This is a genomic window from Pseudomonas sp. MPFS (assembly GCF_022537035.1).
GTDB classification, from domain to species: Bacteria; Pseudomonadota; Gammaproteobacteria; order Pseudomonadales; family Pseudomonadaceae; genus Aquipseudomonas; species Aquipseudomonas sessilinigenes.
In genome coordinates, this window is sequence record NZ_CP066123.1 from 3,511,134 (window position 1) to 3,536,403 (window position 25,270).

20 protein-coding genes and 2 pseudogenes are annotated in these 25,270 nt (G+C 59.6%); 14 read left to right on the forward strand and 8 right to left on the reverse strand.

Annotation, left to right across the window (positions count from 1 at the left end; translation table 11 throughout):
* Positions 1 to 58 precede the first annotated feature (58 nt).
* Complete coding sequence (locus tag I9018_RS16000) at positions 59 to 706, forward strand: hypothetical protein (protein WP_083236043.1); 648 nt, start codon at positions 59 to 61, stop codon at positions 704 to 706.
* Positions 707 to 877: 171 nt separating this feature from the next.
* Here I9018_RS16000 and I9018_RS16005 read toward each other — a convergent pair whose 3' ends face one another.
* Together I9018_RS16005 and I9018_RS16010 are read right to left on the reverse strand one after the other, a co-directional pair.
* A complete protein-coding gene (locus I9018_RS16005) occupies positions 878 to 1,924 on the reverse strand; it encodes an AraC family transcriptional regulator (RefSeq protein WP_241110078.1) in 1,047 nt (348 codons plus the stop codon).
* Between the two features lie 110 nt (positions 1,925 to 2,034).
* Positions 2,035 to 3,057, reverse strand: a complete 1,023-nt coding sequence (locus I9018_RS16010) for an AraC family transcriptional regulator (RefSeq protein WP_241110079.1) — start codon at positions 3,055 to 3,057, stop codon at positions 2,035 to 2,037.
* A gap of 953 nt (positions 3,058 to 4,010) precedes the next feature.
* On the opposite strand from I9018_RS16010, the gene I9018_RS16015 reads away from it, so the two are divergent.
* Genes I9018_RS16015 through I9018_RS16030 form a run of 4 tightly spaced genes read left to right on the forward strand, consistent with a single transcriptional unit; the run spans position 4,011 to position 10,502 of the window.
* The gene (locus I9018_RS16015) at positions 4,011 to 5,432 is read left to right on the forward strand and encodes a DUF1329 domain-containing protein (protein WP_241110080.1); all 1,422 of its coding nucleotides are present in this window, start codon (positions 4,011 to 4,013) and stop codon (positions 5,430 to 5,432) included.
* A 27-nt stretch (positions 5,433 to 5,459) separates the two neighbouring features.
* Complete coding sequence (locus tag I9018_RS16020) at positions 5,460 to 7,106, forward strand: DUF1302 domain-containing protein (protein ID WP_346780104.1); 1,647 nt, start codon at positions 5,460 to 5,462, stop codon at positions 7,104 to 7,106.
* Between the two features lie 8 nt (positions 7,107 to 7,114).
* On the forward strand, positions 7,115 to 9,529 hold the full coding sequence (locus I9018_RS16025; protein ID WP_241110081.1) for an efflux RND transporter permease subunit: 2,415 nt from the start codon (positions 7,115 to 7,117) through the stop codon (positions 9,527 to 9,529).
* A gap of 10 nt (positions 9,530 to 9,539) precedes the next feature.
* Positions 9,540 to 10,502, forward strand: a complete 963-nt coding sequence (locus I9018_RS16030) for a YCF48-related protein (protein WP_241110082.1) — start codon at positions 9,540 to 9,542, stop codon at positions 10,500 to 10,502.
* A 110-nt stretch (positions 10,503 to 10,612) separates the two neighbouring features.
* Here I9018_RS16030 and I9018_RS16035 read toward each other — a convergent pair whose 3' ends face one another.
* Positions 10,613 to 11,482 (reverse strand): phytanoyl-CoA dioxygenase family protein, encoded by an 870-nt coding sequence (locus I9018_RS16035; RefSeq protein ID WP_241110083.1) that lies wholly within the window; start codon positions 11,480 to 11,482, stop codon positions 10,613 to 10,615.
* A 251-nt stretch (positions 11,483 to 11,733) separates the two neighbouring features.
* On the opposite strand from I9018_RS16035, the gene I9018_RS16040 reads away from it, so the two are divergent.
* From I9018_RS16040 to I9018_RS16060, 5 genes are all read left to right on the forward strand, one after another.
* The gene (locus I9018_RS16040) at positions 11,734 to 12,993 is read left to right on the forward strand and encodes a helix-turn-helix domain-containing protein (protein ID WP_241110084.1); all 1,260 of its coding nucleotides are present in this window, start codon (positions 11,734 to 11,736) and stop codon (positions 12,991 to 12,993) included.
* Between the two features lie 60 nt (positions 12,994 to 13,053).
* Positions 13,054 to 13,596, forward strand: coding sequence for a hypothetical protein (locus I9018_RS16045; RefSeq protein WP_241110085.1), 543 nt, complete (start codon positions 13,054 to 13,056; stop codon positions 13,594 to 13,596).
* Positions 13,597 to 13,877: 281 nt separating this feature from the next.
* Complete coding sequence (locus tag I9018_RS16050; RefSeq protein ID WP_241110086.1) at positions 13,878 to 14,180, forward strand: hypothetical protein; 303 nt, start codon at positions 13,878 to 13,880, stop codon at positions 14,178 to 14,180.
* Positions 14,181 to 14,324: 144 nt separating this feature from the next.
* Entirely contained in the window at positions 14,325 to 16,370 is a 2,046-nt protein-coding gene (locus I9018_RS16055; protein ID WP_241110087.1) for a PQQ-binding-like beta-propeller repeat protein, read from the forward strand.
* Positions 16,371 to 16,657: 287 nt separating this feature from the next.
* On the forward strand, positions 16,658 to 18,172 hold the full coding sequence (locus I9018_RS16060) for a sensor domain-containing diguanylate cyclase (protein WP_241110088.1): 1,515 nt from the start codon (positions 16,658 to 16,660) through the stop codon (positions 18,170 to 18,172).
* A 5-nt stretch (positions 18,173 to 18,177) separates the two neighbouring features.
* Here the strand turns inward: I9018_RS16060 and I9018_RS16065 are convergent, their stop codons facing one another.
* Positions 18,178 to 19,122 carry an AraC family transcriptional regulator gene (locus I9018_RS16065; protein WP_241110089.1) on the reverse strand — a complete coding sequence of 315 codons (945 nt, stop codon included), beginning with the start codon at positions 19,120 to 19,122 and terminating at the stop codon, positions 18,178 to 18,180.
* 104 nt (positions 19,123 to 19,226) lie between these two features.
* On the opposite strand from I9018_RS16065, the gene I9018_RS16070 reads away from it, so the two are divergent.
* The 3 genes from I9018_RS16070 to I9018_RS16080 all read left to right on the forward strand — a co-directional run bounded on the left by I9018_RS16070 (position 19,227) and on the right by I9018_RS16080 (position 22,175).
* A complete protein-coding gene (locus tag I9018_RS16070) occupies positions 19,227 to 20,093 on the forward strand; it encodes an oxidoreductase (protein WP_241110090.1) in 867 nt (288 codons plus the stop codon).
* Complete coding sequence (locus tag I9018_RS16075; protein WP_241110091.1) at positions 20,093 to 21,031, forward strand: oxidoreductase; 939 nt, start codon at positions 20,093 to 20,095, stop codon at positions 21,029 to 21,031. The genes I9018_RS16070 and I9018_RS16075 overlap by 1 nt, the downstream gene beginning before the upstream one ends.
* Positions 21,032 to 21,314: 283 nt before the next feature.
* Positions 21,315 to 22,175: an oxidoreductase gene (locus I9018_RS16080; protein WP_241110092.1), complete on the forward strand. Its 861-nt coding sequence runs from the start codon at positions 21,315 to 21,317 to the stop codon at positions 22,173 to 22,175.
* A gap of 79 nt (positions 22,176 to 22,254) precedes the next feature.
* On the opposite strand, the gene I9018_RS16085 is transcribed toward I9018_RS16080, so the two are convergent.
* A complete protein-coding gene (locus I9018_RS16085; RefSeq protein ID WP_241110093.1) occupies positions 22,255 to 22,656 on the reverse strand; it encodes a helix-turn-helix domain-containing protein in 402 nt (133 codons plus the stop codon).
* A gap of 80 nt (positions 22,657 to 22,736) precedes the next feature.
* Here I9018_RS16085 and I9018_RS16090 point away from each other — a divergent pair, with 80 nt between their 5' ends.
* A complete protein-coding gene (locus I9018_RS16090; protein ID WP_241110094.1) occupies positions 22,737 to 23,363 on the forward strand; it encodes an NAD(P)-binding domain-containing protein in 627 nt (208 codons plus the stop codon).
* A gap of 343 nt (positions 23,364 to 23,706) precedes the next feature.
* Here the strand turns inward: I9018_RS16090 and I9018_RS16095 are convergent.
* The 3 genes and pseudogenes from I9018_RS16095 to I9018_RS16105 form a co-directional block, all read right to left on the reverse strand.
* A pseudogene (locus tag I9018_RS16095) lies at positions 23,707 to 23,847 on the reverse strand (transposase); the annotation flags it as partial.
* Positions 23,848 to 24,185: 338 nt separating this feature from the next.
* A complete protein-coding gene (locus I9018_RS16100) occupies positions 24,186 to 24,629 on the reverse strand; it encodes a GNAT family acetyltransferase (RefSeq protein ID WP_241110095.1) in 444 nt (147 codons plus the stop codon).
* Positions 24,630 to 24,872: 243 nt separating this feature from the next.
* Positions 24,873 to 25,148: pseudogene (locus I9018_RS16105) on the reverse strand (conjugal transfer protein TraG); the annotation flags it as partial.
* Between the last annotated feature and the right edge of the window lie 122 nt (positions 25,149 to 25,270).

Consider the following 25,270-nt stretch of genomic DNA (forward strand, 5'->3'; position numbering starts at 1 on the left):
GCCGCAAGGCATCGGCGCTAGAACATTTTCAGAGGCAGTTATCGTGGAATTGAGAGATATTTTGGCACTGGTCTCATGCATTGTCCTGGTGCTTACCGGGTTGGGCTATGGAATAGGATTTATCAGGAAAAACAACTATCTGCTGGGCCTGGAGTTCCTGATCGTAGGCATCTCCGCGTCAAACTTCACCACCTACATCGCCACTGGCTGGCAGGTTAACTACAACATTGCGTTGTTTCTCGACGCCTTTTCCCGAGGGGTTGGCGTGCCGATCATCGCCACCCTTGGCCTGATGGCGGTCACCCACGGCTACAAGCCATCTCGCGCCAAGGACATCATCCTGTTTGTCGCCGGCTTTGCTGCCACAGCCGTCTACCACCTGTCCGATTTCACCAAGGCCTGGCTCCCTTACTTCTATGTGCTTATGTGGTGCGTCTACACCTTGTACCTTTGCTACTTCATCTGGCAGTTGCTGCGTGCAAGAGCCGTCTTTCACGCTCTGGCCAGCGTCCTGGGCGCGGTGGCGGGGCTGACCGTGGCACTCCGGTATGATTTCTTCCCGATTCCCGGGGATGATACAAAACTGATTTTCATGACCTTTGCCTTTCTCACCTGGTCGTACTTGATTGTGCAGTTGTATTACGCCTGTGACGCCTTGCACCGCTCGAAGAGTGCAGCTTCCCGGTCGCTGCTCAATGCCAGATAAGGTTGTGCCTGGTTTGGCAACAAGATTGCAAGAGCCCGATGTTCAATAGTTGTTCAGGCCTTCCGTACAGGTGCATGTTCTGAATGTACGCCAGGCCTGGGCGTACTCTTTTCCGCCCTACGGGGCGGCTTTGCCGGGGGGGGGGGCGGTGCAGGGTAGGGGCGCTTGCCATTACCCCCTGAACGGACCGCTACGCAAGAGGCGTGGCTGCTTTTTCACGCCATGCCTTTTTTGCCACTGCGATGGGGTCATGCCAAACCAGCGAATGAATGCACGGTTGAAGGCACTGGGGTTCGAGTAGCCAAGCAGCCCCGACATCTGGGCCATGCTGATGGACGGGTCCAGCAGGTATTGGCCGGCCAGTTCCTGGCGAGTTTCATCGAGCAACCGCTGGAAAGTTGTGTCTTTCTGGGCGAGCCAATGCTGCAAGGTGCGCGGATGAACCGCCAGGCAGCTGGCTATTTTCTCTGTTGTTGCACGTCCGCAAGGTAACAGGTAACGCAGCAGTTGCTGGATGTAGGCGGATAACTCTTCTGCCGACAGTCGTTCGACCTTGCTTATGTGCCTGGTAATCAGACCATGCAGCGTTTCATTCTTGGAGCTCAGGGCCAATGCAAGGTCAGATGAGTCGAACTCCAGGGCGGTACAGGCTTCACCGAACCTGGGTTGCAGACCCAGCCCTTGCAGATAGACCGACTCATCCAGCAGCGGGGCATGGCGAAAGCGCACGGTCCTGGCTTGCCAATCGCTGCCGGCAAGGGTTCGCAGCAACTGCAACGCGACCCCACAGGCGGACTCCTCGACCTGCTGCACTCCGGGCAGGTCGCGCTCTTTCAATTTGTAGCTGAGGATCGCACGTTCACCTTCAATATCCAGTTCAATGTCCGCATCGTTGAAATACAGCGAGTAGCCCGTTCGCAACTCGGCCAGGGCTTCCCCCAGGGTCTTGGTGTTGCGTATCAGGTAGAACAGATCACCGAACACCCCGACACCTTGATAAAGCCCGAGTTGCAGGCCAAACAAAGGATTGCCGGACTGCGTCGCGCACAGGTTCAGCAAGTTGCAGAATCTGCGGTAGGGCAGGAGCATTTCCGGCTTGCGCAAGCACTCCTGCGGTAAGGCTGCACGGCGCAATATTTCCGCCGAGTTCAGGCCCTGGGCAGTGGCGAACTCATGGAAGCCGTGGAGGGCGATGGCACGAACCAGAGGCGTGAACAAAGCGTTGTATTACCTCGATAATCCGATCTTCGGAGCACTGGGTTGAGGGCAGTCAAGCGACCAGGGTTTTGGCTGCAAGTCACTCCAGGCAGAGATGCAGCTTGTGGCTATCAGTGGCGTATTGCAGGTTGCGGCCGAGCAGGCGGCTTGATGGTTTTTTTCCATTTCTGCGGGCTTATGCCGTTCCAGCGGGTAAAGGCGCGGGAAAAGGCGCTCAGATCTGCATAACCCAAGAGTTCGGAAAGTTGCGTCAGACTCATGGACGAGTCGGACATGTAACGGGTCGCCATCGACTGGCGCGCCTGATCAAGAAGTTTTTGAAAGCTGGTGCCTTCCAACTGCAAGTAGCGCTGCAGGCTTCGCGGGCTGATCTTAACCTTATCGGCGATCTGCTCGACAGTGACCTGACCATTGGGCAGTTGCCTGTGCAGCAACTTCCTTATGTAGGAAGGAAACTCCTGCAGGGTCAGTTGAGCGAGCTCGGTGATATGTTCCTTGGCCAGCTCGTTGAACGCTTCATCTACGGTATTGGGGCTGGCGTCCAGCAGTGATTCGGCAAAGACCCAGGCGTTGGCCGGGCTGTTGAAGTGCACAGTGACCCCCAGCAATTGCCTGTAAGTACCGACTTGGCCAACGGAAGGGTGTCGCAACTGCAAGCTCAGAGGCCTCCAGGGATGCCCAAGCAGGATCTGGACCAGACGGAAAAAAATCGCCATGGTCCATTCCACTGCCTGTCTTCCAGTAACGGCCTCGTCATCGATCAGCTCATAGACCAGTTGCGCAGTAGCGCCCTTGCGCTGCAGATACAGATCTGCCCCCGTACTATGGAAGTGAAAGTAGCGAGTCAACTCCTCCAGGATTCGGCCTAATGTACTGGTGCTCTTGACTACATAGAGCATGTTGCCCAGAGCTTTCGCGCCCTGATGCAGACCCAGTTGCAGCCCGAACATCGGGTTGTGCGATCGCTTTGCGCACAGTTCCAGCAATTCGATGAACTGTATGCCGCAGATCACTCCATCTGCGGCGTCCCCAGGGAGTCCAACTTCGTCCAAGATGCTTTGCGCTTCAAGCCCTTGGCTGGCTGCAAACTCATCAAACCCTGTCAGGGCAGTGCCACGAATGAGGAAAGCCATTTCTATTCCCAGATAGTGCATCCGGCGTGGTGCGATATGCCGCCCCGGAGAGCAGACGAACGTGGTTTGCTACTGATACTACAGCAGCCTGCATACACAATCGCTCCTGCCATCTTGCAGGACGACAAGTTGCTAAAAAGCCGCTTTTATTCGTCTTCCCAGCACTCGAGGCCGGGCCCAGCGCTCTAGGTTATCGCAGCGTTGACGGTGCCTGGCGGGTCACTTTTTGCGCTGCGTAAATTGGCTATTTTGTGGCGCGATCTATCAAGCTTTATTGCCCTGCAAAGACCAGACTCGGAGCTACAAATATAAAAAATTGTAATTCTGGAGGTCTGCGATGCGTCGTTTCGGATTTGCCGTTCTGGCAGTTACCTTGACCCTGAGCACTATCTACGTATTGAAGCCGGCATTCACCCGCTTACCCCCCGACCCACACGCCAAGCACCCGACAGTCAGCATGACCGATGTCTTTCGGCATTTCTGAAGCTGAGCCCCTGACGACTCAACCCCATTTCTTTTCCTGGCTTTTTGCAAACGCGGAGTGCGCAGCAGGCTTGTCTGTGGACCTGATGCGCGCGCTCGCTGTTTAGCCTTCGGTGCAGATGCAGTGCGTTGGTCAAAAGGCTCAAGCCAATTTCACCGCTATTGCACCGGCGTGGCTGGTATCGGGCCGCCCCTTGAACTGTGCGCAGGGGGGCGGGTAGATCTTCGTAACAGATGTTTCCTTAATTTACATAGCAGTGCGGGCCGTTGTGGCCCGCGAATCAGCCGAAGAAACCTAACTTACTGATGTGTATGCAGAAACCTTGATTTTCGGATCTTGGCATGTGGCTTGCTGACTTGTTCAACAGACTTGTTCATTTGATCAGGTCAAATGATCTAGATCTGTGATATCAAGCGTCTTGCCCGATTCGACGGTCGAGCCGCCGGTAAACGCCTTTGAGGATCTTCCAATGAATGACGTAATTAAGCGCTCAAACAGTGCAGCATTTTCCCGCCATGCGCTCCTGCGTTTACTGGTGGGTATTGCCGCATCCGCGGCAATGTTCTCGGTTCAGGCCGAGAGCTCGGAGTCTGCGTTGCTGGGCTCGAAGCTCACTCCTCTGGGCGGCGAGGTTGCAGCAAGTTCCAGCGGAGACATTCCGGCCTGGACAGCACCGGCCCCCCAGGGGGCCGGATGGAATTACGGCCAGGTACGTGGGGATTACTGGAAGTTCAAGGGTGACAAACCCCTGTACAGCCTCGACTCGAATAACCTCGCGCAGTATGCGAGCAAACTGGCCCCCGGCCAGCTTGAACTGTTCAAGAAGATTCCAGGCTATCGCATGGATGTCTATCCGAGCCGCCGTACCTGCGGCGCTCCGGACTTCGTGGTCGAGAACACCAAGCAGAACGTCGGATTCGCCAAGCTTGACGCTGCGGGTGTCGCCCTTGAGGAGGCCCATGTTCCAGGCATCCCGTTCCCTGTTCCGAAAACCGGTGCAGAGGTGATGTGGAACATGAAGATGCGCTATCGCGGCGTTGGCGTTGAGATCCCTCGGACCATTTCCGGGATTTCGCCACGCAAGGGCGGGGAATGGTTGCGTCAGTCGACAGACACGCTGTTCTTCACACCCTGGGGCAAGAAGGGCAGTGCACTGTTCTCGTCCGTCGGCCGCCTGGAAAACGCCACCTACTTCAACTTCCAGGAGCCGCCGGCGCTGGCCGGCCAGGCCGCAGTGCAAACCGCGGTAGCCGGTGAACAAGCCACGACCTTCTACTACTTCCCCGGGCAGCGCCGCGTGCGCCGCATGCCGTCCTACTCCTACGACGCCCCGCAGATTGGCCTGGACAACCAATACACCGTCGACGAAGCGAATGTGTTCTTCGGCGCCATGGACCGTTTCGACTGGAAACTGGTCGGCAAGCAGGAACTGCTGGTTCCGTACAACGCCTTCGGTGCCTACAACACCGCCGCCAAGGTGGAAACCTTTGCCAGCAACGACTCGATTGCGCCGCAGTCGCGTCGCTATGAGCTGCATCGGGTCTGGGTGGTCGAGGCCAATGTCCGCCAAGGCATGCGCCACCAGGCGCCCAAGCGCCTGTTCTATATCGACGAGGACAGCTGGAACGCCTTGCTCGCCGTTGACTATGACAAGCAAGGGCAGATCTGGAAGGTGCGCGAAGGCTTCTCGGTTCCGGTGTACGAAACAGGCGCCTGCGATGTGGAAGCCCAGGTTCAGTACAACCTGATCGATGGCCGTTTCCTGTTTGACATGACCTCGGTCGGGGCAGGCAAGAACGACATTCGCTGGATCACCGACGAAACCGGCAATGCCCGTCTGAAACGCGACTTCTTCACCTCCGATAACCTGCGAGCCATCAGCGAGCGCTAAAAAACCGACGTCAGATCGAGAGCCAGCATGAAAAAAATAATTAGCAAAGCATCAGGCCTTGTCATCGTGTGCGCCACCCCCCTGGCAATGGGGTTCACTTTTGAAACCGAAACCCTTCATGGTGCCTTCGACTCCACCATCACCGCAGGCATGGGGCTGCGAACCGAGTCACGGGGCTGCAACCTGATCAACCAGGGCGTAGGCGGGCACAACGCGCCCTCGGGCTGCCTGGCACCGACTTCGGGCGTAGCCGATCAGGGCGATCTGAACTACGACCGCGGCGATCTGTTCACCAACTACCTCAAAGGCACTCATGAACTGCTGCTGAAGATGCCCGAGGACCTCACTTTCATGGCGCGAGGCAGCTGGATCCGCGACTTTGCCGCGACCCACACCACAGGTACCCAATCGTTCAATACTCCTGAAGGGGTGGGCAGCGACGGCCTCACCGACGCCGCTCGTGACGACCTGTTCTTCAAGGCGCGGCTGCTGGATCTATGGGTGAGCAAGGGCTTCGACGTGGGGGAGCAGCGGGTTCGGGCGCGCCTGGGTAATCAGGTTATCAACTGGGGTGAAAGCCTGTTCGTAGCCGGGGGTATCAACAACACCAACGCCTACGACTATCAGGCCCTGGCCCGTCCTGGCGTCCAACTCAAAGAGGCGGTGCTGCCAGCGCCCATGCTCAGCGTCGCCTCGGGCCTGGGCTCGGGCCTCAATATCGAGGCCTACTACCAGTTCCGCTGGAACAAGAGCGAACTGCCTCCGGTGGGCAGCTACTGGTCCACGACCAATGGCCTGGGCAAGGGCATGGGCACTTATGGATATTCCGACAAGAACGCCCGCGACAGCGGTCAATGGGGCCTCTCGCTGCGCTGGCAGCCGGAGGACAGTGACGTCAACTATGGCTTCTACGTGATGCGCTATCACGACAAGCTGCCGTCCTTGAGCGTGGCGCTGCTCGATCCCAACACCCTGGCGGTGTCGCCCACCTGGAGGTATCAGGAAGACCGCATGCTGTATGGCGTCAGCGCCAACATGCCGATTGGCGACTGGGCCGTGGGCACGGAACTGTCGTACCGACCCAAGGACTCCGTGGCACTCAACCCCGCCATCGACCTGTGCGCGAACAATGGTGGCAAATGCTGGAAGGACGAGAAGAAATTCCAATGGCACCTGACGGGCCTGTACAGCTTCACGCCTTCCAACTCGCCGATGCTGCTGGATTTCACCAAGGCCAGCACCGGCACCCTGCTGACCGAGCTGGTGGTCATCAAGTACCCGAGCCTGCATGACGAAGTCAACGGCGAGCCGATTGCCGCGGGCCTCAACACCTGGCAGCTGGACCCTGCGACGGCGCCAAAGGCCCACGGCGACAAGACCTCCTCGGGTATCAATATGGACTTCAGCGTGACCTACGATGGCACCCTGTTGCCCGGGTGGCAGGTCACCCCGGGGATCTTTTACTCACGCTCCCTGGCAGGGCGCACGCCGAACCTCGCCGCAACCTTCACTAAAGACTCCAGCAGCATGAATCTGTACCTGAACTTCGTGCGCAATCCGGCCAGTTGGCAGATCGGCCTCAACTACGCGAAGTTCATGGGGGGGGATACGCCTTACGACCAACTCTACCGTGACCGAGATTACGTCGGCATCGCGATCTCTCGTACCTTGTGAGGCCTGTCGTGAACGGTTCCGTAAAATTACCTGAAGTACGCGCGCGTGGCTTGCTGTCACGCGTCGAGGAAGTCCTGTTCGGGCATCGCCGGCTGGTGCTGGCGAGCCTGGCCGTTTTCACCCTGGTGATGGCGTGGTTCGCCGTGCAATTGCGCATGGATGCCGGCTTCGAAAAGCAATTGCCCATCGGCCACGAATACATCAAGACCTTTGAGGCGTACCGCAATGACCTGCAGGGGGCGAACCGCCTGACCCTGGTCGTCAGGGCGCGGCATGGCAGCATCTGGAGCGCTCCGGGCCTGAAACGGGTTTATGACGCTACCCAGGCGCTGACCTTCCTTCCCGGTGTATCACGCAGCAGTGTGCGTTCGTTGTGGACGCCCAATGCCTTCGTCAACGAGATCACCGAAGAGGGCTTTCGGGCCGACCCACTGGTGCCTGGCACCGTTACCGCCGAGCACCTGGATGATGAAATCATCGCCAGGATCGCCAGCTCCAGCGCTCAAGGCGGCTTTATCGGCACCCTGGTTTCCCGTGACCAGAGCAGCGCGATGATCACGGCGGAGCTCAATGAGTTCGATGCCAATGGTGCGCGCCTGGACTATGTCGCGTTCAACCACGCGCTGGAAAAAGAGGTGCGCCAGCAGTTCGAGGATGGCGATTTCGAAATCCAGATGATCGGTTTCGCCAAGCAGATCGGCGACATCGCCGACGGTGCTGCGGCGGTGCTGGAGTTCTGCCTTCTGGCTCTGCTGCTGACCGCGGCGGCGGTCTATTGGTACTGCCACTCGCTGCGTTTTACCTTGCTGGCCCTGGTCTGCTCGCTGGCATCGCTGGTGTGGCAGTTCGGCAGTTTGCGCCTGCTGGGCTATGGCCTCGATCCGCTGGCAGTACTGGTGCCGTTCCTGGTCTTCGCCATCGGGGTTTCCCATGGCGTGCAGCAAATCAACTTCATCGTGCGTGAAATTGCGCTGGGCAAGAGCGCGGAGGCGGCGGCGCGTTCGAGTTTCAGCGGATTGCTGGTGCCCGGCACCCTGGCCCTGGTCACGGCACTGGTGTCCTTCGTGACCCTGCTGCTGATTCCCATCCCCATGGTGCGAGAGCTGGCCATCACGGCCTCGCTCGGTGTGGCGTTCAAGATCATTACCAACCTCGTGATGCTGCCTTTGGTGGCGTCCTTGCTGCGGGTCGACGACAAGTACGCCAGCGCCCAGGAAATCGCCCGGCAGCGCCGTACCCGCTGGCTGCACGGCCTGAGTCGGCTCGCCGAACGGCGCAATGCGCAATGGGTGCTGGGCATTGCCCTGGTGATCTTCCTGGCCGCCATCTGGCAAAGCCATGACCGGGTCGTGGGCACGCTGCAGGCGGGTGCACCGGAATTGCGCGAAGACTCGCGCTTCAACCGTGATGCGGTGTCCATCGCCAGCAACTACGACATCGGCCTGGACTGGCTCAGCGTGGTTTTCGAGGTCAATCGAGGCGACTCCGCTGGAGACAGCCAGGCTGCCTGCGAGGACGTGGCCGTGGGCCAATATCAGGACCGTTTCGTGTGGGACATGCAGGAGGTGCCCGGCGTATTGTCGGTGGCTTCCTTCTCTTCCAACCTGCGCCAGTTCAATGAGGGGTACAATGAAGGCAACCCGAAGATGGGCGCGGTTCCCATCGACCCGGTGAACTATGCCGCGCTGGCCACCGAGGTTGCACGTACCCCCGGGTTGATGCACACCGATTGCAGCATGTCGGCAGTGCACCTGTACCTGGCGGACCACAAGGCCACCACGATCAACAGAGTGATAGAGGCGGCCAAGGCCTTTAGAAGCCAGTACCCGATGCCCGGTGTCGTGGTTCGCCTCGCCTCTGGCAACGCGGGGGTTCTGGCCGCCATCAACGAAGAGGTGGAGAAAAGCGAAACCCCCATGCTGCTGTATGTGTATGCCGCCATCGCCTTGCTGGTGTTCGTGGTCTACCGCGACTGGCGAGCGGTGCTGGTGTGCTGCCTGCCCCTGACCATCGGCACCTTCATTGGCTACTGGTTCATGAAGGAATTGCAGATCGGCCTGACCATCGCCACCTTGCCGGTGATGGTGCTGGCGGTGGGCATCGGTGTCGATTACGCCTTCTACATCTACAACCGCCTGCAACTGCACCAGGCCCATGGCCAGCCCATCACCAAGGCCGTCGAGCATGCATTGCTCGAGGTGGGCATCGCGACCATCTTCACCGCCATCACCCTGGCGATAGGCGTTGCCACCTGGGCGTTCTCGGACCTCAAGTTTCAGGCCGACATGGGCAAGCTGCTGGCCTTCATGTTCATCGTCAATATGGTCATGGCCATGACCGTCTTGCCGGCCTTTGCCGTCTGGCTGCAATGGCTGTTTCCCCGTAGGCGCCCCGTGCGCATGATCGGCGCACTGGTGCACTGAGGAGAGAATCATGGGTTATGGTTTTTTATCGAAGGTCATTCTGTTGGCCGCCGTTTTGCTGCCACTGTCCCTGCAAGCTGCGCCGCTGGAGGCGGTGCCGGCCGCCCAGTCAAGCATCGCCACACAGGCCACCATGCTGGATGCGGTATGGGCCGGCGAGCGGGTGGTTGCTGTTGGCGATCACGGTATCGTGCTGTTGTCCGACGATCATGGGAAAAGCTTCCGTCAGGCAAGTTCGGTGCCGCTGTCTACGCCTCTAACCGGGGTATCTTTCGTTGACGCCAGGCGCGGCTGGGCCGTTGGCCATTGGGGAGCGATCTTGCTCACCACCGATGGCGGCGAATCCTGGCAGCTTCAGCGCCTGTCCAGCGCCGAGGACCGACCGCTGTTCGCCGTGCATTTCTCCAACGCTCGGCAAGGTGTCGCCGTTGGCCTCTGGGCCCTGGTGCTGAGCACCGAGGATGGCGGACAGACATGGACCGAGCAGCACCTGCAACCGCCACCCGGCTCGAAGAAGGCCGACCTCAATTTGATGGGGCTGTTTGCCGACCGCCAGGGCAAGCTCTACGCCACCGGCGAACACGGGCAGGTGCTGCTTTCCGAAGACCAGGGCCAAAGCTGGAGCTACCTGGATACCGGCTATGAAGGCACCCTATGGTCCGGCGCGGTACTGGCGGATGGCAGCCTGTTGCTGGGCGGCCAGCGCGGGACGCTGTTGCAGGGTTCTGCAAAGGGCGGAGCTTTCCGCAAGCTGCCCATGCAAAGCAAAGGCTCGGTCACCTCTGTAGCGGTATCGGGCGCCAGGGTGCTGGCGGTCGGGCTGGATGGGCTGATGGTTGTCAGTGGCGATGCGGGGCACAGCTTTGAAGAGCGCCAGTCCAGTGAAGGGCTTTCGCTGACAGCGGCGCTACTGGGGGCGGACGGTTCGCCGGTGCTGTTTTCGCGACGCGGCGTAGTGCCCGAACACCCGTAGCAGGGTGTCCAAGGCAACACTGGCCAATGTGCGAAGCTATCTGTTGCAGGCTGGCGTGAAGCATGTTCGAGGGGAAGTAATCTGCCTTCCCCTCGAACCCGTTACAGCAGTCAGAGTTTGAGATAGTCCGCCAAGTCGGCGTAATTATGTTGCCAGAGACCCGGGCTGGCATTGGGATACTGCGAACGGAAACCGATGATCTTTTGAACACGCGGAGAAAGAGTTCTGACCACCTCAAGAGGAACGATCAGCGGATAGGCTTCCTCGGGAGTGAGGATCGACGCCTGCAGCGGAATCGTCAGCCCGCGGCGGTACTGATCCGTCGTTACGTTGGCGCCGCCACCGTGTACCACCTTGCCGCCGAACAGCACCGCGTCACCTACCTTGAGCTCGGCAGGGATGGTCATTTCCGGCGAGCCCACATCCTCGAAGTCATCCCAGTGCTGGCTTCCCGGAATCAGCCGCGTAGCACCATTTTCCTCGGTGAAATCTGTCAGCGCCAACATCAGGTTGGTAATGGCACGGGGTGCATCCTTGTTCATGGCCACAAACGGGTGATATTGGGCCATGTCCCGGTGCAGCATCTGCGCCTTGTTGCCAGGCCCGATCTCTATCAGTTGCGCGGTAGTCAGCCACCAGTCACCCGACTCCGATGCATAGAGGACCTGACCTATCTCGTGAAAGAGCTCGTCATCGAGGATTTCTTCACGGAAGGTCTGGCTATGGGTAATCAGGTTGGTCAGCCTCTTGGTCTGATAGCCATGGAACTCTGCAACCAGCGGGTGTTCATGTTTGGAACCTGCTTCGAGCAGTGCAAGCGGCTCATCCAGTTCCTTGTTAATTTGCACTACTTGTTCAGCAGTCATGAAGTTTCGAATGATGACCGCACCGGCCTGATCACTGAGCGAAACAATTTCCTGAGCCGAAGTCGATCGGCTCACAACGGGCAAACTTGTGACGGAAATTTGCTGGCTGGACATTTGAAAACTCCAAATATGAGGAAGGTTTTGCATGTAGATAGTTGACGTGCAGAACTCATCGGCTTGCGCCAATAAACGGTCAAGTATCAAGCTTGCTACTGCACTAAACTCAAAACTAACTTGGAGAAACAGCGTGCCTCCTTATGATTTTTTTGCTCAGGCAGTGACTTCATGCTATTTTTTCCGAAGCTTTTCAACAAGGTACAAAATGCACCTGTTTTATTAATATTTTGGGTTAATTTGCACCCCACATGAACAGCCCTCCATCACACTGGCCGCGCCCCTCGGAAGCCGTTCGCGAGCTTATGCGCAAAGGCGCGGAGATTACCCAGAGCCTGCCACCCGAGTGGCTCGAACGCCTGAACCGGGCGCTTTTTTCTGCTCCGGAAGATGAAAAGCTGCTGGAAGACCCGGTGATCCTCGCCGCGTGCCGGCGCGCCAACCGCTCTGAGTTGCTGCATTGGGCGAATGCCAACATGCAACGCCCTGGAGAGCCGGTGGAACCCTATGTGTCCGCGGACATGGTGGATACCGCCAGAGAGCTTGCACGCAGAGGGTTGTCCGAACTCTTAACCAACGCTGCGAGAGCAACACAGAACGCCGCCTGGGAACTCTGGATGAAGATGGTGTTCAGCCTGACGCAAGACCCGAAGCTGCTTGAGGAGTTGCTTGAAGTTTCGTCGCGTTCGATCTCGGAGTTCATCGACAACAACATGCGGGTGATTACCCAGATCATTCTGGAAGAAAAGATCGCCCAGGCCCATGACGACCCTATCGACAAGCGCAGCCTGGTCAGCCGCTTGCTCGACGGCAGGGAAGTGGACACCGAACTGTTCAGCCGGCGGCTGGGCTACAGCATTGTTCAGAAACACTATGCCTACCTGGTCTGGAGCGAGATCCCGGATGCCGAGATCCGCCCGCTCGAAGACATGGCGCGAGCCCTGGCGCGCCTTACCGGGACAGCGGCGCCGCTGATCGTGTTGGCCGGCCCGGCCACCTTGTGGGTCTGGGCGAGTGCGGCCAAGCCTTTGGACCTGAACATGCTGCAGGGCGTGATTCAGCAGTTTCCAAAGATACGCGCGGCAATCGGCTCTCCAGGTACAGGGCTCAATGGCTTCCGGCGCTCGCATCTGGAGGCCCTAAGCACACAACGACTGCTCGGGCGGCTGGCGGGAGCACCCGCTGTAACCAGCATCGATCAGGTGCGGATGGTGTCCCTGATGACCCAGGATGCACGAGCGGCCAAGCAGTTCGTCGTGACTACGCTAGGGCGGCTGGCGACCGAGTCCATGGTTCTGCAGCGTGCCCTGCATGTGTTTCTGGCCAATGGCTGCAACATCACTCAAACCGCTGAAGCCCTTGGGACGCACCGCAACACTTTGTTGCGACGGCTTGAGCGAGCTCAGGATCTGCTGCCGGTGCCCTTCGCGGACTACCGCATTCAAATTGCCGCCGCCCTGGAACTGGTGATCTGGAGTACCCCGTTGCATGCTGACGAGGACGCGCCATGAGCCAGGCATGGCAAGGTCTTTCCCCCCTGTTCTGGGCCATTTGTTCGTGAGGAGTTTTGCATGCTGCCCGTAACCCCAGCAGATGAGCGTCGATTTGCATTCGAGGCTCGCCGCCTGACGATAGAAACGCTGGTCAAGATCTATCTTGAGCAAGTTTCGGTTTCAAGAGGTTTGGTGACTGTCTATCTGCGCTTGATGTTTACCTTGTCGCTTGGTGCATTGGCGGGGGTCATAACCCTGTACGGCGCGGTACTGCGTTTTAGCGCTGCCGCCAGCCTTGATACGATCACTATTCTAGAGGCGGTCTGTGCCGTACTGGCACTTGCTGCACTTGTTGCGTCCGCCTTGCTCTCGGCTAGAGCCTTGCAACAAAGCGCTTTTGATGCCGCTCCGTTCTTGCGTGACCCATTCCCCAATGCTGGATCTGTAATTGACTCGATCTTTGATTCAAAAGGCCTCGACGAACAACAGATAATTGACCGGTTGTATTTCGCCATCGGCAAAATCGTTGAGCATCAACCAACTCCCAGAGTCAGTACGCGGCTGACTACAATCTTTCTGATCATTGGTTTGCTTCTGACTGGTGCTTCACTTCTGATATGAACTTCCTGCCTGATTGAAATAACTTCTCAGGTCTTCAAGTCGCAGCCTATTGGGGGCCTGCAGAAACCCTCTCTTCTGGTCGTTGCAGCAACTTGCTGAAACGACCTGTCGGTCCATCTTCATGGGGCACTGGCCAGCAACTTCCGGCACGCCTCATCACTCTCTGCGCCAGACTTTCCTTGATGGTTCATCCCTGTGGATCGACAGCAACTGGCCAGGCTCAAACAAGCCCAGTTCAACTTGATTCACTCCGTTAGTTACAACTCGCAGCGGGGTTGATCTTGCGCCATTTGCAAAAAACAACGGAAAGCGCGAGGAGGGGAGCACCAGGCCGCCATTTCACTCTCTGTACCGCGGTCAGCGAGACACACCACAAGCGCACAGAGGCAGGGGGGGGGAAGACTGCCATCGACTACGCAGAAGGACCTGGAAAACCTCTATATTTGATTGATTTTAAAGGCAAAAAAAAGATGTGGCGTGAAGCGTCCATTGCTGATCAAATGATCGGCATGAAATCTGATCAATTGACCAAGTCAGTCGAACAAAGCGCCGCAAACGACTGGGGAAATTGGCCGTTTCTCTGAACGGACGTTGCTTAGTCACAGTTGCAATAGTTGTCGAGTTTTCAGCGAGTCAGTTACCCGCTGACTGATAGTGCAACGATTGTTTCATGCCTTGGTGTTGACAAAATAGAGGAAAATATGAGGCCTATAATTTTAACATCACTGATGTTTTCTCTTGCTGGTTGCGGAATAGGCGATCAGTCAACTCAAAAAACCAATACGGACTGGGAGTTTCTTGGAAACTCCAGTGAAATGCAGCACACCTCGGACTTGAAGGTGATCAACAAGGAAAATATCGGTTCCCTGGGGTTGGCCTGGTGGGTGGAGTTACCTGTCAGTGACGGTTTGGTTGGCAACCCATTGGTCAAGGATGGCATCGTTTTTCAAGGAGCGCCCAACGGCCAGATCATTGCCAACGAGGTGAAAACCGGCAAGCTGATCTGGAGTTTCAAGGACGACAACGCGCAACAGGGCTCATCTTTCGCGGGCTACTGGGGACGCCGTTTCAACCGAGGTGTGGCACTGAGCGGCAGCAATGTGATTATCGCCTCGGGTGACTGCCGCCTGATCGCCGTCGACCAGCATTCCGGCAAGAAAGTGTGGGAAGCCACGTCTTGCAACTCGAAAGACATGTACGCCATCACCGCTGCGCCACGCGTGGGCAATGGCTTGGTCTTTATCGGCAATGCCTGTCTCGATACAGGAACGACACGGGGCTATGTAGACGCATTCGAAGCGAAGAACGGGGACCACCGCTGGCGCTTCTACACGGTGCCTGATGATCCCTCCAAGCCTCAATCGGCGCTGTATGAGAACGCGGCCAAGACCTGGGGCAAGGACTGGTACTCGAAGTCCCATGGCTGCGGAAGCGCGTGGGATGCCATGACCTATGATCCGGAGCTCAATCAGCTTTACATCGGGGTAGGCGGGCCAGCACCTTTCGACCCTTCGAAACGTGGCGAGAATGCCGGCGATGAGCTTTTCACCAACTCCATCGTGGCGCTGGATGCCAGTACCGGCGAGTACAAGTGGCACTTCAAGCAAACACCCCAGGATGCCTGGAACTATGAATCCAGCGTCGGCATCATGGTCGCCAACATTACCGTAGGTGATCAATCCAGGAGGGCGGTACTCAGCGTACCCAAGGGCGGCTTCGCCTATGCACTGGATGCGAAAACGGGCCGGTTCATTTCCGGCGGCGCCTATATGCCGATGGAGTGGGCCTCCGGGCTGGATGCCAATGGCCGACCTGTCACGCGGCGCGAAGGCCAGTACTGGCTGAACTCCAGCAAGAGTTACATGCAACTTCCCAATGGCCTGGGGGCGCATGGCTGGGAAGCCATAGCGTTCAACCCGGACGATCAGACCGTATTCATCCCGGCGATGTCCCAGCCGACCCTGGTCAAGGATGATCCTAGTTCTGCCCTGGGTGGGCAGTCGTTCGAGCCCATTCAGCGTTCCGCCGATGGCAAGTACGAAACCTACGGTGAAACCGTTGCCTGGGATGTGCGCAAGAATGCGGTGAAATGGCGCTCGCGTTTGCCGATACCCACCAATGGCGGCTTGCTGCATACCTCTGCTGGCCTGGTTTTCCAGGGCACAGGCGATGGCCGTTTCCAGGTGTTGGACGATGCCACGGGCAAGACCTTGTGGAGTCATGACATTGGTGGCGCGGTACGAGCCGCGCCGTCGACCGTCATGCTCGATGGCGAGCAGTACGTGCTGCTGGCGACCGGCACCGGGACAGCATCGGCTACCGGCTCGCTGAACTCGGACGCGGCGTCGGCCTTGAGGGCCAGAACCCCGCCACGGCTGTTGGCCTTCAAGGTCGGTGGCACGCAAGAATATCCGCCATTTGCACAAGCGCAGAAAGTCGCGGCTCCCGTCACCCCTCGACAACCTGAAGAAGCGGCAGCGATGGGCAAGCAGCTGTTCGAGGCCAGTGGCTGCATAGAGTGCCATGGCATCCACGGTAACTCGGCCGGCGGACGTGTACCCAACCTCATCTACGTACCGCCACCGAACTACGAGTTCTTCGAGACGGTGGTGCGCCAAGGCGCGCTGTCCAAGGGCGGCGGTGGAATGCCTGCTTTTGCGGACTTTACCGATGATCATCTCAAGGCCATTTTTGCCTACCTGACCAATCAGGCTTGGGACGCTCACGAGGGCAAGGGGCCAGTTGAGGGCACTCGCTGGAACACTCCGCAGTAAGCCAGCGGGCGCCTCGGCGACGCACAGGGATGTGCCTTGCCGGGGCGCCCGCTTGTGTGGCGACCAATGGGCGGATTTTTCCACGAACTGGCTAAAGTTCGGACGAGCACGGCAGAAAACCCCTAGGCAGTACCTGGCGCACCTGCAGACACAATCGCGCCTGGGCCTTGTCCTGCCTTGACCCCGTGCATCGAGAAGCTCCGGCCGCCTTGGGTATCCCTGGCGTCACTGGCGGCTGTCCGCCATCACGGTAATCGGCCCCTTCGATTTCCGGACCCGCCATCGCCATGAATGCCCTATTGTTTTCCCCCCAGTTGCTGGGGACCAATATCCTGATCGCCAGTGCGATCATCTGCCTTGCCCTGTGGTACTACTCGCGACCTTATCCGGGGCCCGGCCTCTGGACCCTCGGCGTGCTCTTGGCGACGCTCGGCCATTACCTGGCGCTGGACCCCGGCCATTCCGCCTCGCTGCCCTACACCGTGTTCAGCCATGGCTTGCTGACCTCGGGAGAGGCGGTGCTGGTTATCGGCGTGTTCCGTTTCCTCGGTCGTCCTGCCCCCTGGTGGCTGGTACCGGCCACCGTACTGAGCGCCATGCCCTGGCTCCTGTGGCACTGGCTGGTGGAGCCGCTGGCAACTGGGGAAGTGGTTGCCCTGTATGCCTTGATCAGCGCCTTCGTCCGTGGGCTGGCCTGTCGTGCCTTGTTATGGCTGCCAGGTGATCGTCGGCTGCGTAGCGTGCGGATCTTCGCGGCGCTGATGTTTGGCCTGCTGGCTTTGAGCGCACTCGGCAGCGGTGTCCTGGGTTGGTTCGACAGCCTGTTCGAGGTCCAGAACCGGCAGGGCTTGGAGTCGGCCGTCGATACGTTTTCCTTCAACGTGGTGTATCCGTTGTGGATCCTCTGCCTGTTCGGCCTGACCCTGCTCAGTCTGCGGCGCTTCCTGCTGGCGGCGCAGAGCAGCGCGGTGCGCTTCGAGCGCCTGATGAACATCACCAGTGCTGCCGTGGTGATCGTGCGCGACGGTCGGATAGTCGATGCCAATCCGATGCTCAAGCGTCTGTTCAGCTGCCAGAACGACTACTACCACGAGCGCCCGCTGGAGCACCTGTTCGAAACCGATGAAGACCTGCAGCAACAGCTGGGGCGCTTCGATGGCGTGCCGCTGGATCGGGTGGCGGTGCGCAGCGACGGCAGCCAGTTCGCCGCCGAACTGACGGTTGCGGCCCTCGACGATGGCACCCACGTGGCGGAGATTCGCGATGTCAGCGAGCGCAAATCCCTGGAGCAGGAGCTGCGCCAGACCGCCGCCCTAGACGCCTTGACCGGTGTTCTCAACCGCCGGGCTTTTATCGAGCAAGCCCAGTTCGAACTGGCCCAGGGGCGCCGTGAGGGACGTCCGCTGTGCCTGGCGATGCTGGATATCGACCACTTCAAACGCATCAACGACAGCCATGGCCACCTGGTGGGCGACCAGGCGCTCAAGGCCTTCAGTGCCGTGTGCGAAAGCCAGGTACGGCGTACGGACCTGTTTGCTCGTTATGGCGGTGAGGAGTTCGTACTGTTGCTGCCCCAGACCAATAGCGAGCAGGCCTTGGCCTTGCTGGAACGCCTGCGTGAGTTCTGGAGCCAGCAGCGATTGCCGGTGCCCGGTGGCGAGCTGGCGTCGACCGTCAGCATTGGCATGGTCCAGGTCGACAGCGAAGCCACCCTGGAGCACTGGGTCAGCCTGGCCGACCAGGCGCTGTACCAGGCCAAGAACGAAGGACGCAATCGTACCCGGGTGCAGGCCAGCGCCTGATCACCCTAGGTATTGGCCGAGGAGGGGGCTGCGGCGGCGCCGATCGCCCGCCGACGGTACTGGCTTGGCGTGGCGGCCATGATGCGCTTGAACGCGGTACTGAACGAACTCTCTGACTCGTAGCCCAGGGAAAAGGCAATGGTGGACACGTTGTCGCTGCCGGTGCGCAGCCGGTTGGCGGCCATCAGCATGCGCCAACGGGCCAGGTAATCCATCGCGGTGTTGCCGACCAGTGCCTTGAAGCGCTGCGCGAACACCGTGCGGGAAACACCGGCGATGCGGGCCAGTTCCTCCAGGGACCATGGCCGCGAGGGCTCGGCGTGCAGGGCGGCGACGGCCAGGCTGATCTGCCGGTCGGTGAGGGCAAGGAACCAGCCCTTGGGCAGCTCATTGGCACTTTGCAGGTACAGCCGCAGTACCTGCACCAGCATCAGGTGCGCCAGGTGGGTGGACATCAGCGCGCCACCGGGTTGCGGATCGCGCAGCTCGCTCGCCCACTGGTCCAGTAGCCAGCGCAATACTCCCGCCTGGCTGGAGGCCTTGGGGATGTTGATCACGGCGGGAAGGGCCTCGAACAGCACCGCGGCATGATCACCGGCAAAGGCGAAACGACCGCTGATAAGAAAGACCTCGCCGCCACCGTTATGCACGGCAATGCCATCGCGGCTCACGGCTTCGAGGATGCGCTCGCCACCTTCGGCCGGCAGCTGCGGGTCGGAGGAGAGGATGAAGCGGCGCTCGCTGTTGAGCAGGAAGCAGTCTCCCTCTTCGAAGCGGATCGGCTGCTCCAGGCCCTCGGCGATGCCCCAGCAGCTGCCGCGGATCACCGCAGTGAACTTGATGCCGTCATGGGCGGGAAAATCGAAGGACCAGTCGCCTGCGGCGTCGAAACCGGCATAGAACTGGTTGCGCGGCTGCAGCAGCGACAGCACGTCAGATAGAGGGTCCATGGCGGCCAATCCGTACGATCAACAAAGATAAGCGCACCTTACGGCATGTCTCGTTCGTGACTCAAGGCGTATCTTCACAGCCATCGTCCTTTGGAGAACACGCAATGAACACGCCGAACAGTGTCTGGTTGATCACTGGCGCCTCTTCGGGCCTGGGCAAGGCCCTGGCCGAAGCCGTTATCGCTGCGGGCCATCGGGTGGCCATTACCGCCCGCCGCGAGGATCGCCTGCAAGCACTGGCGCAAGGCCGCGAAGCCCAGGTGCTGCCCCTGGCCCTGGACATCACCGATGCCGCCGCGCGGCAAGCTGCGGTGGCCAACACCCTGGCACGTTTCGGGCGCATCGACGTGCTGGCCAATGTGGCCGGACGTGGCGTGGCCGGCGCCTGCGAGGAGTTCAGCCTCGGTCAACTGCGCGAGCAGATGGAGCTGAACTTCTTCGCCGCCGCAGAAATGACCCGGGCCATCCTGCCGCAGATGCGCAAGCAGGGCGCGGGCAACATCCTCACCGTCAGCAGCATCGCCGGTCTGGTGGCGATGAACGCCGCAGGGCCCTACTGCGCCGCCAAGTTCGCCATCGAAGGCTGGACCGAGTCACTGGCCATCGAGGCCAAGCCGCTGGGCATCCACGTGACCCTGGTGGAGCCGGGGGCTTTTCGCACCGAGTTCGCCGGCGATGTGAACCTGCGTCCGCGGCAGCGCATCGAGGCCTACCGGCCGATGATCGAACCGTTCGAAACCTACCTGGAGACCTCCGCCGGCAAGCAGATGGGCGACCCGATCAAGGCCGCGCAGCGCATGCTGGAGGTGGTGGCCAGTGATTCACCGCCGGTACGCCTGATGCTGGGGCGCGATGCCTATTCGATCTGGGAGGCGACTCTCGGCAAGCGCCAGGAAGACCTCAACACCTGGCGCGAGCGTGGCGAAGACAGCGCCTTCGAGGGTGCCGAGCTGGTGGAGATCCAACTCTGATGATCAGCACAGCAGCCTCGGGCCTGGAGGAGGGCAAGGCCTTGCCAGATCCACAAACGCCCCTGGACACGGGTTTTGGCAGCCGCTGTACGGCCAGCGAAGTGCTGGCCGGCATCGATCTGTCCGGCAAGCGGGTCATCATCACCGGCGGGCATTCGGGCCTGGGCCTGGAAACCACCCGGGCCTTGAGCGGCGCAGGGGCACAGGTGCTGGTGTTGGCACGCAATCCGACGCCGGCCGCCCAGGCGCTGGCCGGCCTGGCGAATGTCGAGGTCGACAGGCTGGACCTGGCCGATCAGGCCAATGTGCGCGCCTGCGCCGAACGTTTCGTCGCCAGCGGCTGCCAGGCCGACCTCGTCCTCTGCAACGCCGCGGTGATGGCCAACCCGCAAAGCCGGGTAGGCGAGGGCTGGGAGTCGCAGTTCGGCACCAACCACCTGGGCCACTACACATTGATCAACCTGCTGTGGCCCGCCATTGCGCCGGGGGCGCGGATCGTCTCGCTGTCGTCGATGGGCCACCACTATTCGCCCATGCGCTGGAACGATGTGCAGTTCGCCAGCGGCTATGACAAGTGGCTGGCCTATGGGCAGTCCAAGACCGCCATCGCGCTGTTCGCCAAGCACCTGGACTCCTTGGGGCAGGCCAAGGGCGTGCGCTCGTTCTCGGTGCACCCGGGCAAGATCTACACCCCGCTGCAACGCCACATGGACATGACCGAGATGATGTCGCTGGGCTGGCTCAACGAGGCAGGCGAGGTCATCGACCCGACATTCAAGACCGCAGCGCAAGGTGCGGCGACCACGGTGTGGGCCGCCACCTCAGCAGTGCTCGAAGGCAAGGGCGGATTGTATTGCGAAGACTGCAACGTGGCCGAGCGCGATGACAGCCCGCAGCCGACCGAAAGCGGGGGTGCGCAGTTTTGCCATCGACCCTGAACAGGCCCAGCGCCTGTGGGCGCTGTCGGCAATGCTGACTGGCGTCGACGCGTTCGCCTGAGCCGTTGCGCAAGGCGTGGCGCGTGAGCGGCGTGTCGACATCCTGATCAACAACGCCGGGGCCCGTTATGGCAACTGGGACAAGGCCACTGCCGAGCGCGTCGCCCTTGCTGCACCCGTACGATCAAAAAAGGATTGCGCACGTTAAGGCATGGGAAGTCCTGAATCCCTGAGATTAAGATCTGTTTTTCGTATTGAGCTTCAGACTTCGAGGAGTTATGTCATGAGCAAAATCTGGTTTATTACCGGGGCATCGTCCGGCCTGGGCCGTGCACTGGCCGAGGCGGTGCTGTCCAAGGGCGACAAGGCGGTACTCACTGCCCGAGGCCTGCAATCGCTGCAGACCATTGCCGCGCCCCATGGCGAACGCGCCCTGGCGCTGGCCATGGATGTCACGGATGCCCGATCGCGTGCAGCCGCCTTGCGTACCGCCCTGGACGCCTTCGGGCGCATCGACGTGCTGGCCAACATCGCCGGCGCCGGCTCCTATGGCGCGCTGGAGGAATTCACCTCCGAGCAGATCCGGGCGCAGATGGAACTGAACTTCTTCGCTGCCGCCGAGCTGTCGCGTGAGGTGCTGCCGCAGCTGCGCGCGCAGCGCTCGGGGCACATTCTCAACCTGACCAGCATCGCCGGCCTGGTGGCCTTTCCGGGCAGCGGCTTGTACAACGCCTCCAAGTTCGCCCTGGAGGGCTTCAGCGAAGCCTTGCACCATGAGGTCAAGCCGCTGGGGATTCGCGTGACGTTGATCGAGCCCGGCGCATTCCGCACCGGCTTCGCTGGCAGCGCCGCGATGAAGGCCGAGGGCGAGATCGCCGACTACGCCGCGCTGGACGCCGGCATGGCCGAGTACTACGCCAGCCAGAACGGCCGGCAGATGGGCGACCCGGTCAAAGGTGCGGCGGTGATCATCGACATGGTCGACAGCGCGGTGGCCCCGCTACGCCTGCTGCTCGGCGAGGACGCCTATCAACTGTGGGAAGGGGCTGTGGCCTCGCGCAACCGCGACATCGCACCCTGGCGCGAGCGGGGTGAGGCCACGGCCTTTGCCGACGCGGTGAAGAATCCCGTCCAGGCGCTCTAGGCGCTTCGCGGTCAGGGGCCATTGCCACTGGCCGCGTTTGCTTTTCGATCTGCGGCGTTCGAACGCAAGGCCGCGGGCCTCAACCTTGCGATACTTGCCCAATGTCAGGGGGCTTGCGGTCGAAGTCACGGTTGTGGGCCTCGATTGTCTTGAGCGCATCTTCCGCCCAGGTTTTCAGGGCGACGACCAGTGGCAGCAAGGTGCGCCCCAGTGGGCTCAAGGCGTATTCCACCCGTAATGGGCGTTCGTCGTAGAGAGAGCGCTCAATCAAGCCATCACGCTCCATGGCGCGCAGCGTTTGCGTCAGCATCTTCTGTGAGACGCCTTGCAGGCGCCGCCGGATATCGCCGAATCGCATCGGTGTTTCCTGCAGGGCAACCATCGTCAACACCGTCCACTTCTGTCCAACCCGCGCCAGCACTGCACGCGATGGACATACTTTCAGGAATGCATCTGGCGGCAGCTCGATTTTCTTCGACATGGTTACCCAGCGGTGCCTAATTGACGGTCGTGATCAGTATCAGAAAGATGAGTCACGGATCAATCACGAGGTACGGAATCATGAAGATCGCGTTTCTTGGTGGTGGCAACTTTGCTGGCAATCTAGCGCAGCTTCTGGTGGCTGCAGGGCATGCTGTGGTGGTTGGGGTGCGTCACCCTGAGCGAGCTCGCCCGCAGACCACTTACCCTGTTGTCTCGATGAAAGAAGCCGCCGCGTACGGCGAGGTGGTGGTGATCGCCATCCTGTACCAGGCCTGCGCCGAGGTACTGCCACGGCTAGCACCGCTGTTGGCGGGCAAGGTCGTGGTGGACGCAACTAATGCGCTTGAGGATGACTGGTCGCCGCTTCCGTTAGGCTCCGCTGGCTCTGCAGCGCAAGTGCTCACCGGCTTGCTGCCTGGCGCCAGGCTGGTAAAAGCCTTCAACACCGTCTTTGCCGACATCATGACTCGCGACCGGCTGAACCGTGGCGGGCATCCTGTCACGGCGTTCGTCGCGGGGGACGATGCACAAGCCAATGCGCTTGTCGCCGAGATGGCCGCCAGCGCCGGATTCGCCCCGGTTATCGCTGGCCCCCTGTACAACGCCCGCTATCTGGAAGCCATGGCCCATCTCAATATCCAGCTGGCGCTCGTCAGGGGAGGAGGGACCAATGCCGGGTTCGTATATCACCAGGTGAGCGAATGAATGGGTTGAAAGTTGTTGGCAGTAACTGATGGCGCTCAGTTCGCATTATCTCTCACATCTGCTGCTAGGGAATGGAGGAAATGGCTACATTCGGAGTACGGATAAACGCGGCGATTCGTTCGGAGAAGTCAGCAGGATGCCCCAAGCTTGGCAAAGGTGTGGCCTGCAGCACTTCCTACCAAGTGTTGCCCATGATCTTGGATAACTGCCAGGCGATGTTGCAAATCTGGCGACCAACAAGATCAAGTGAGCGGGTGAGACTCTAGCCAAAGAGTTTAAAATTCACGCAGTTGCAAGCCAACTCCTGAATCTTCTGCTGCTTGGGGATCAGCGTACTTGTCTACGGAGTAATACCGCTGCGTTCCAGCTGGAGCTGGTTAACCCAGCGACGCAATGCGCTCAGAGGGCTACAGCCTTGATCAAGCATGAGAGTTTAAGCCTCACGTTTGAATTCAGCGGAAAAAGAACGACGCTGCTTGGTCATCAGCCCCCTCTATCTGACGAGCAATCTCGCCTAAATGAACGTCCTGCTCCATGACGATCATATCGACAAACGTATTCAGGTCAGTTATATGCTCGACGGCAGGGATGTGGACACCCAATAGCTCAACAGTTTGGTCCAAAATGACATTGGCGAGTGTTTCTCAGGTGATAACTGGTCGGTAGTGGCTACCAGTGAGAAGCAACCGTTGGACGATAATTGCTTGCGTTGATGGGCATTAAACGGCCAAACAGGTGCTATGGATGACTGCTTTCGGCCAAAAGCCGCCGATCGTGGGCGGCTACTTTCGACCCGAAGTTGACATTCTCCAGACCTACTTTTTAGTTTTTAGGCGTCCGGATATTCGACTCGATCTTTTTCCCCATACTGATGCGCGGTTCAGTCGAGTAGCCCAGAGCTTCATAGAAGGTTTGGACGCTCTCGTTTGTGCTGACGATTTGTAGATTGATCTTCATGCAACCACGCTCGGTCAGCACGTTCTCAGCATGATGCACAAGTTTTGCTCCCAGGCCCTTTCGGCGATGGGCGGGATGAACTGCAACCGAGTACAGCCAGCCACGATGGCCGTCATAGCCCGCGAGAACAGTGCCAAGAACCTCATTTCCTGCCAATGCGACAAAAAAGAGATCGTCGTTAACGGCTAGCTTCTTATCGATAGCAAGGCTGGGGGTGTTATGCGCAGTTTCGTAGCCGAAAACGGTTTCCCATAGAGCCATGACGGGACTTCGATGGTGTTCGTTTGAGTAGATGGCAATAACTTCCATGGAACAGTCTCTGAGTTGAACGACAACGCTAACGCCCTGTGGAGGTTTTTGTCCACTGTCCATTCCTCGCCGAGTTCTGCCGTTCATGATCACTCATCTGCAGTGCTTTCTGCTCAAGAACTAATGGATGATCAGGAGACTTGGCGGTAGATGCTGGCTAAAGCATTGGCAGCGGCGTGCATGGGCAGCGAGCGGCCGAGCGGAATCACTACGCGCAGTTCCATAACATTCAGCATTGCTTAGGGGCAGCCCATCGTCTCGCTTAGCGTCGTATGGCCATGCTGTGCGAGGAGTCTTGGAGTAGTCCGTGTCGTAATAGCCAGATGTGTTCAGCAGGAAGCGTGAACCGATCCAGTTGAGGTCCTGCAGGGTTTTGGGGGCCTTTGTGATAGACCCGAGATCCGGCTGACGCATGAAGAGGCGCGCCCGGGAAGGGCCGAAGCAGTCGTGTGTGAAGTCAGCCACCTCTTGAGCAAGCAAGGGGTTATCAATCCGGATTGCGTCGACGTCCAAGCTGATCGCTTCCGACCGGCGCTGTCACTCCAGGCCAGCAGGGCACGATCGAACCGCCGCGAGCCTCACCTGCGCCGGCTCCAGCAGTTGGCGCTGGTTTGCCTTTCTAGATCGGATAGCGCTGGGCT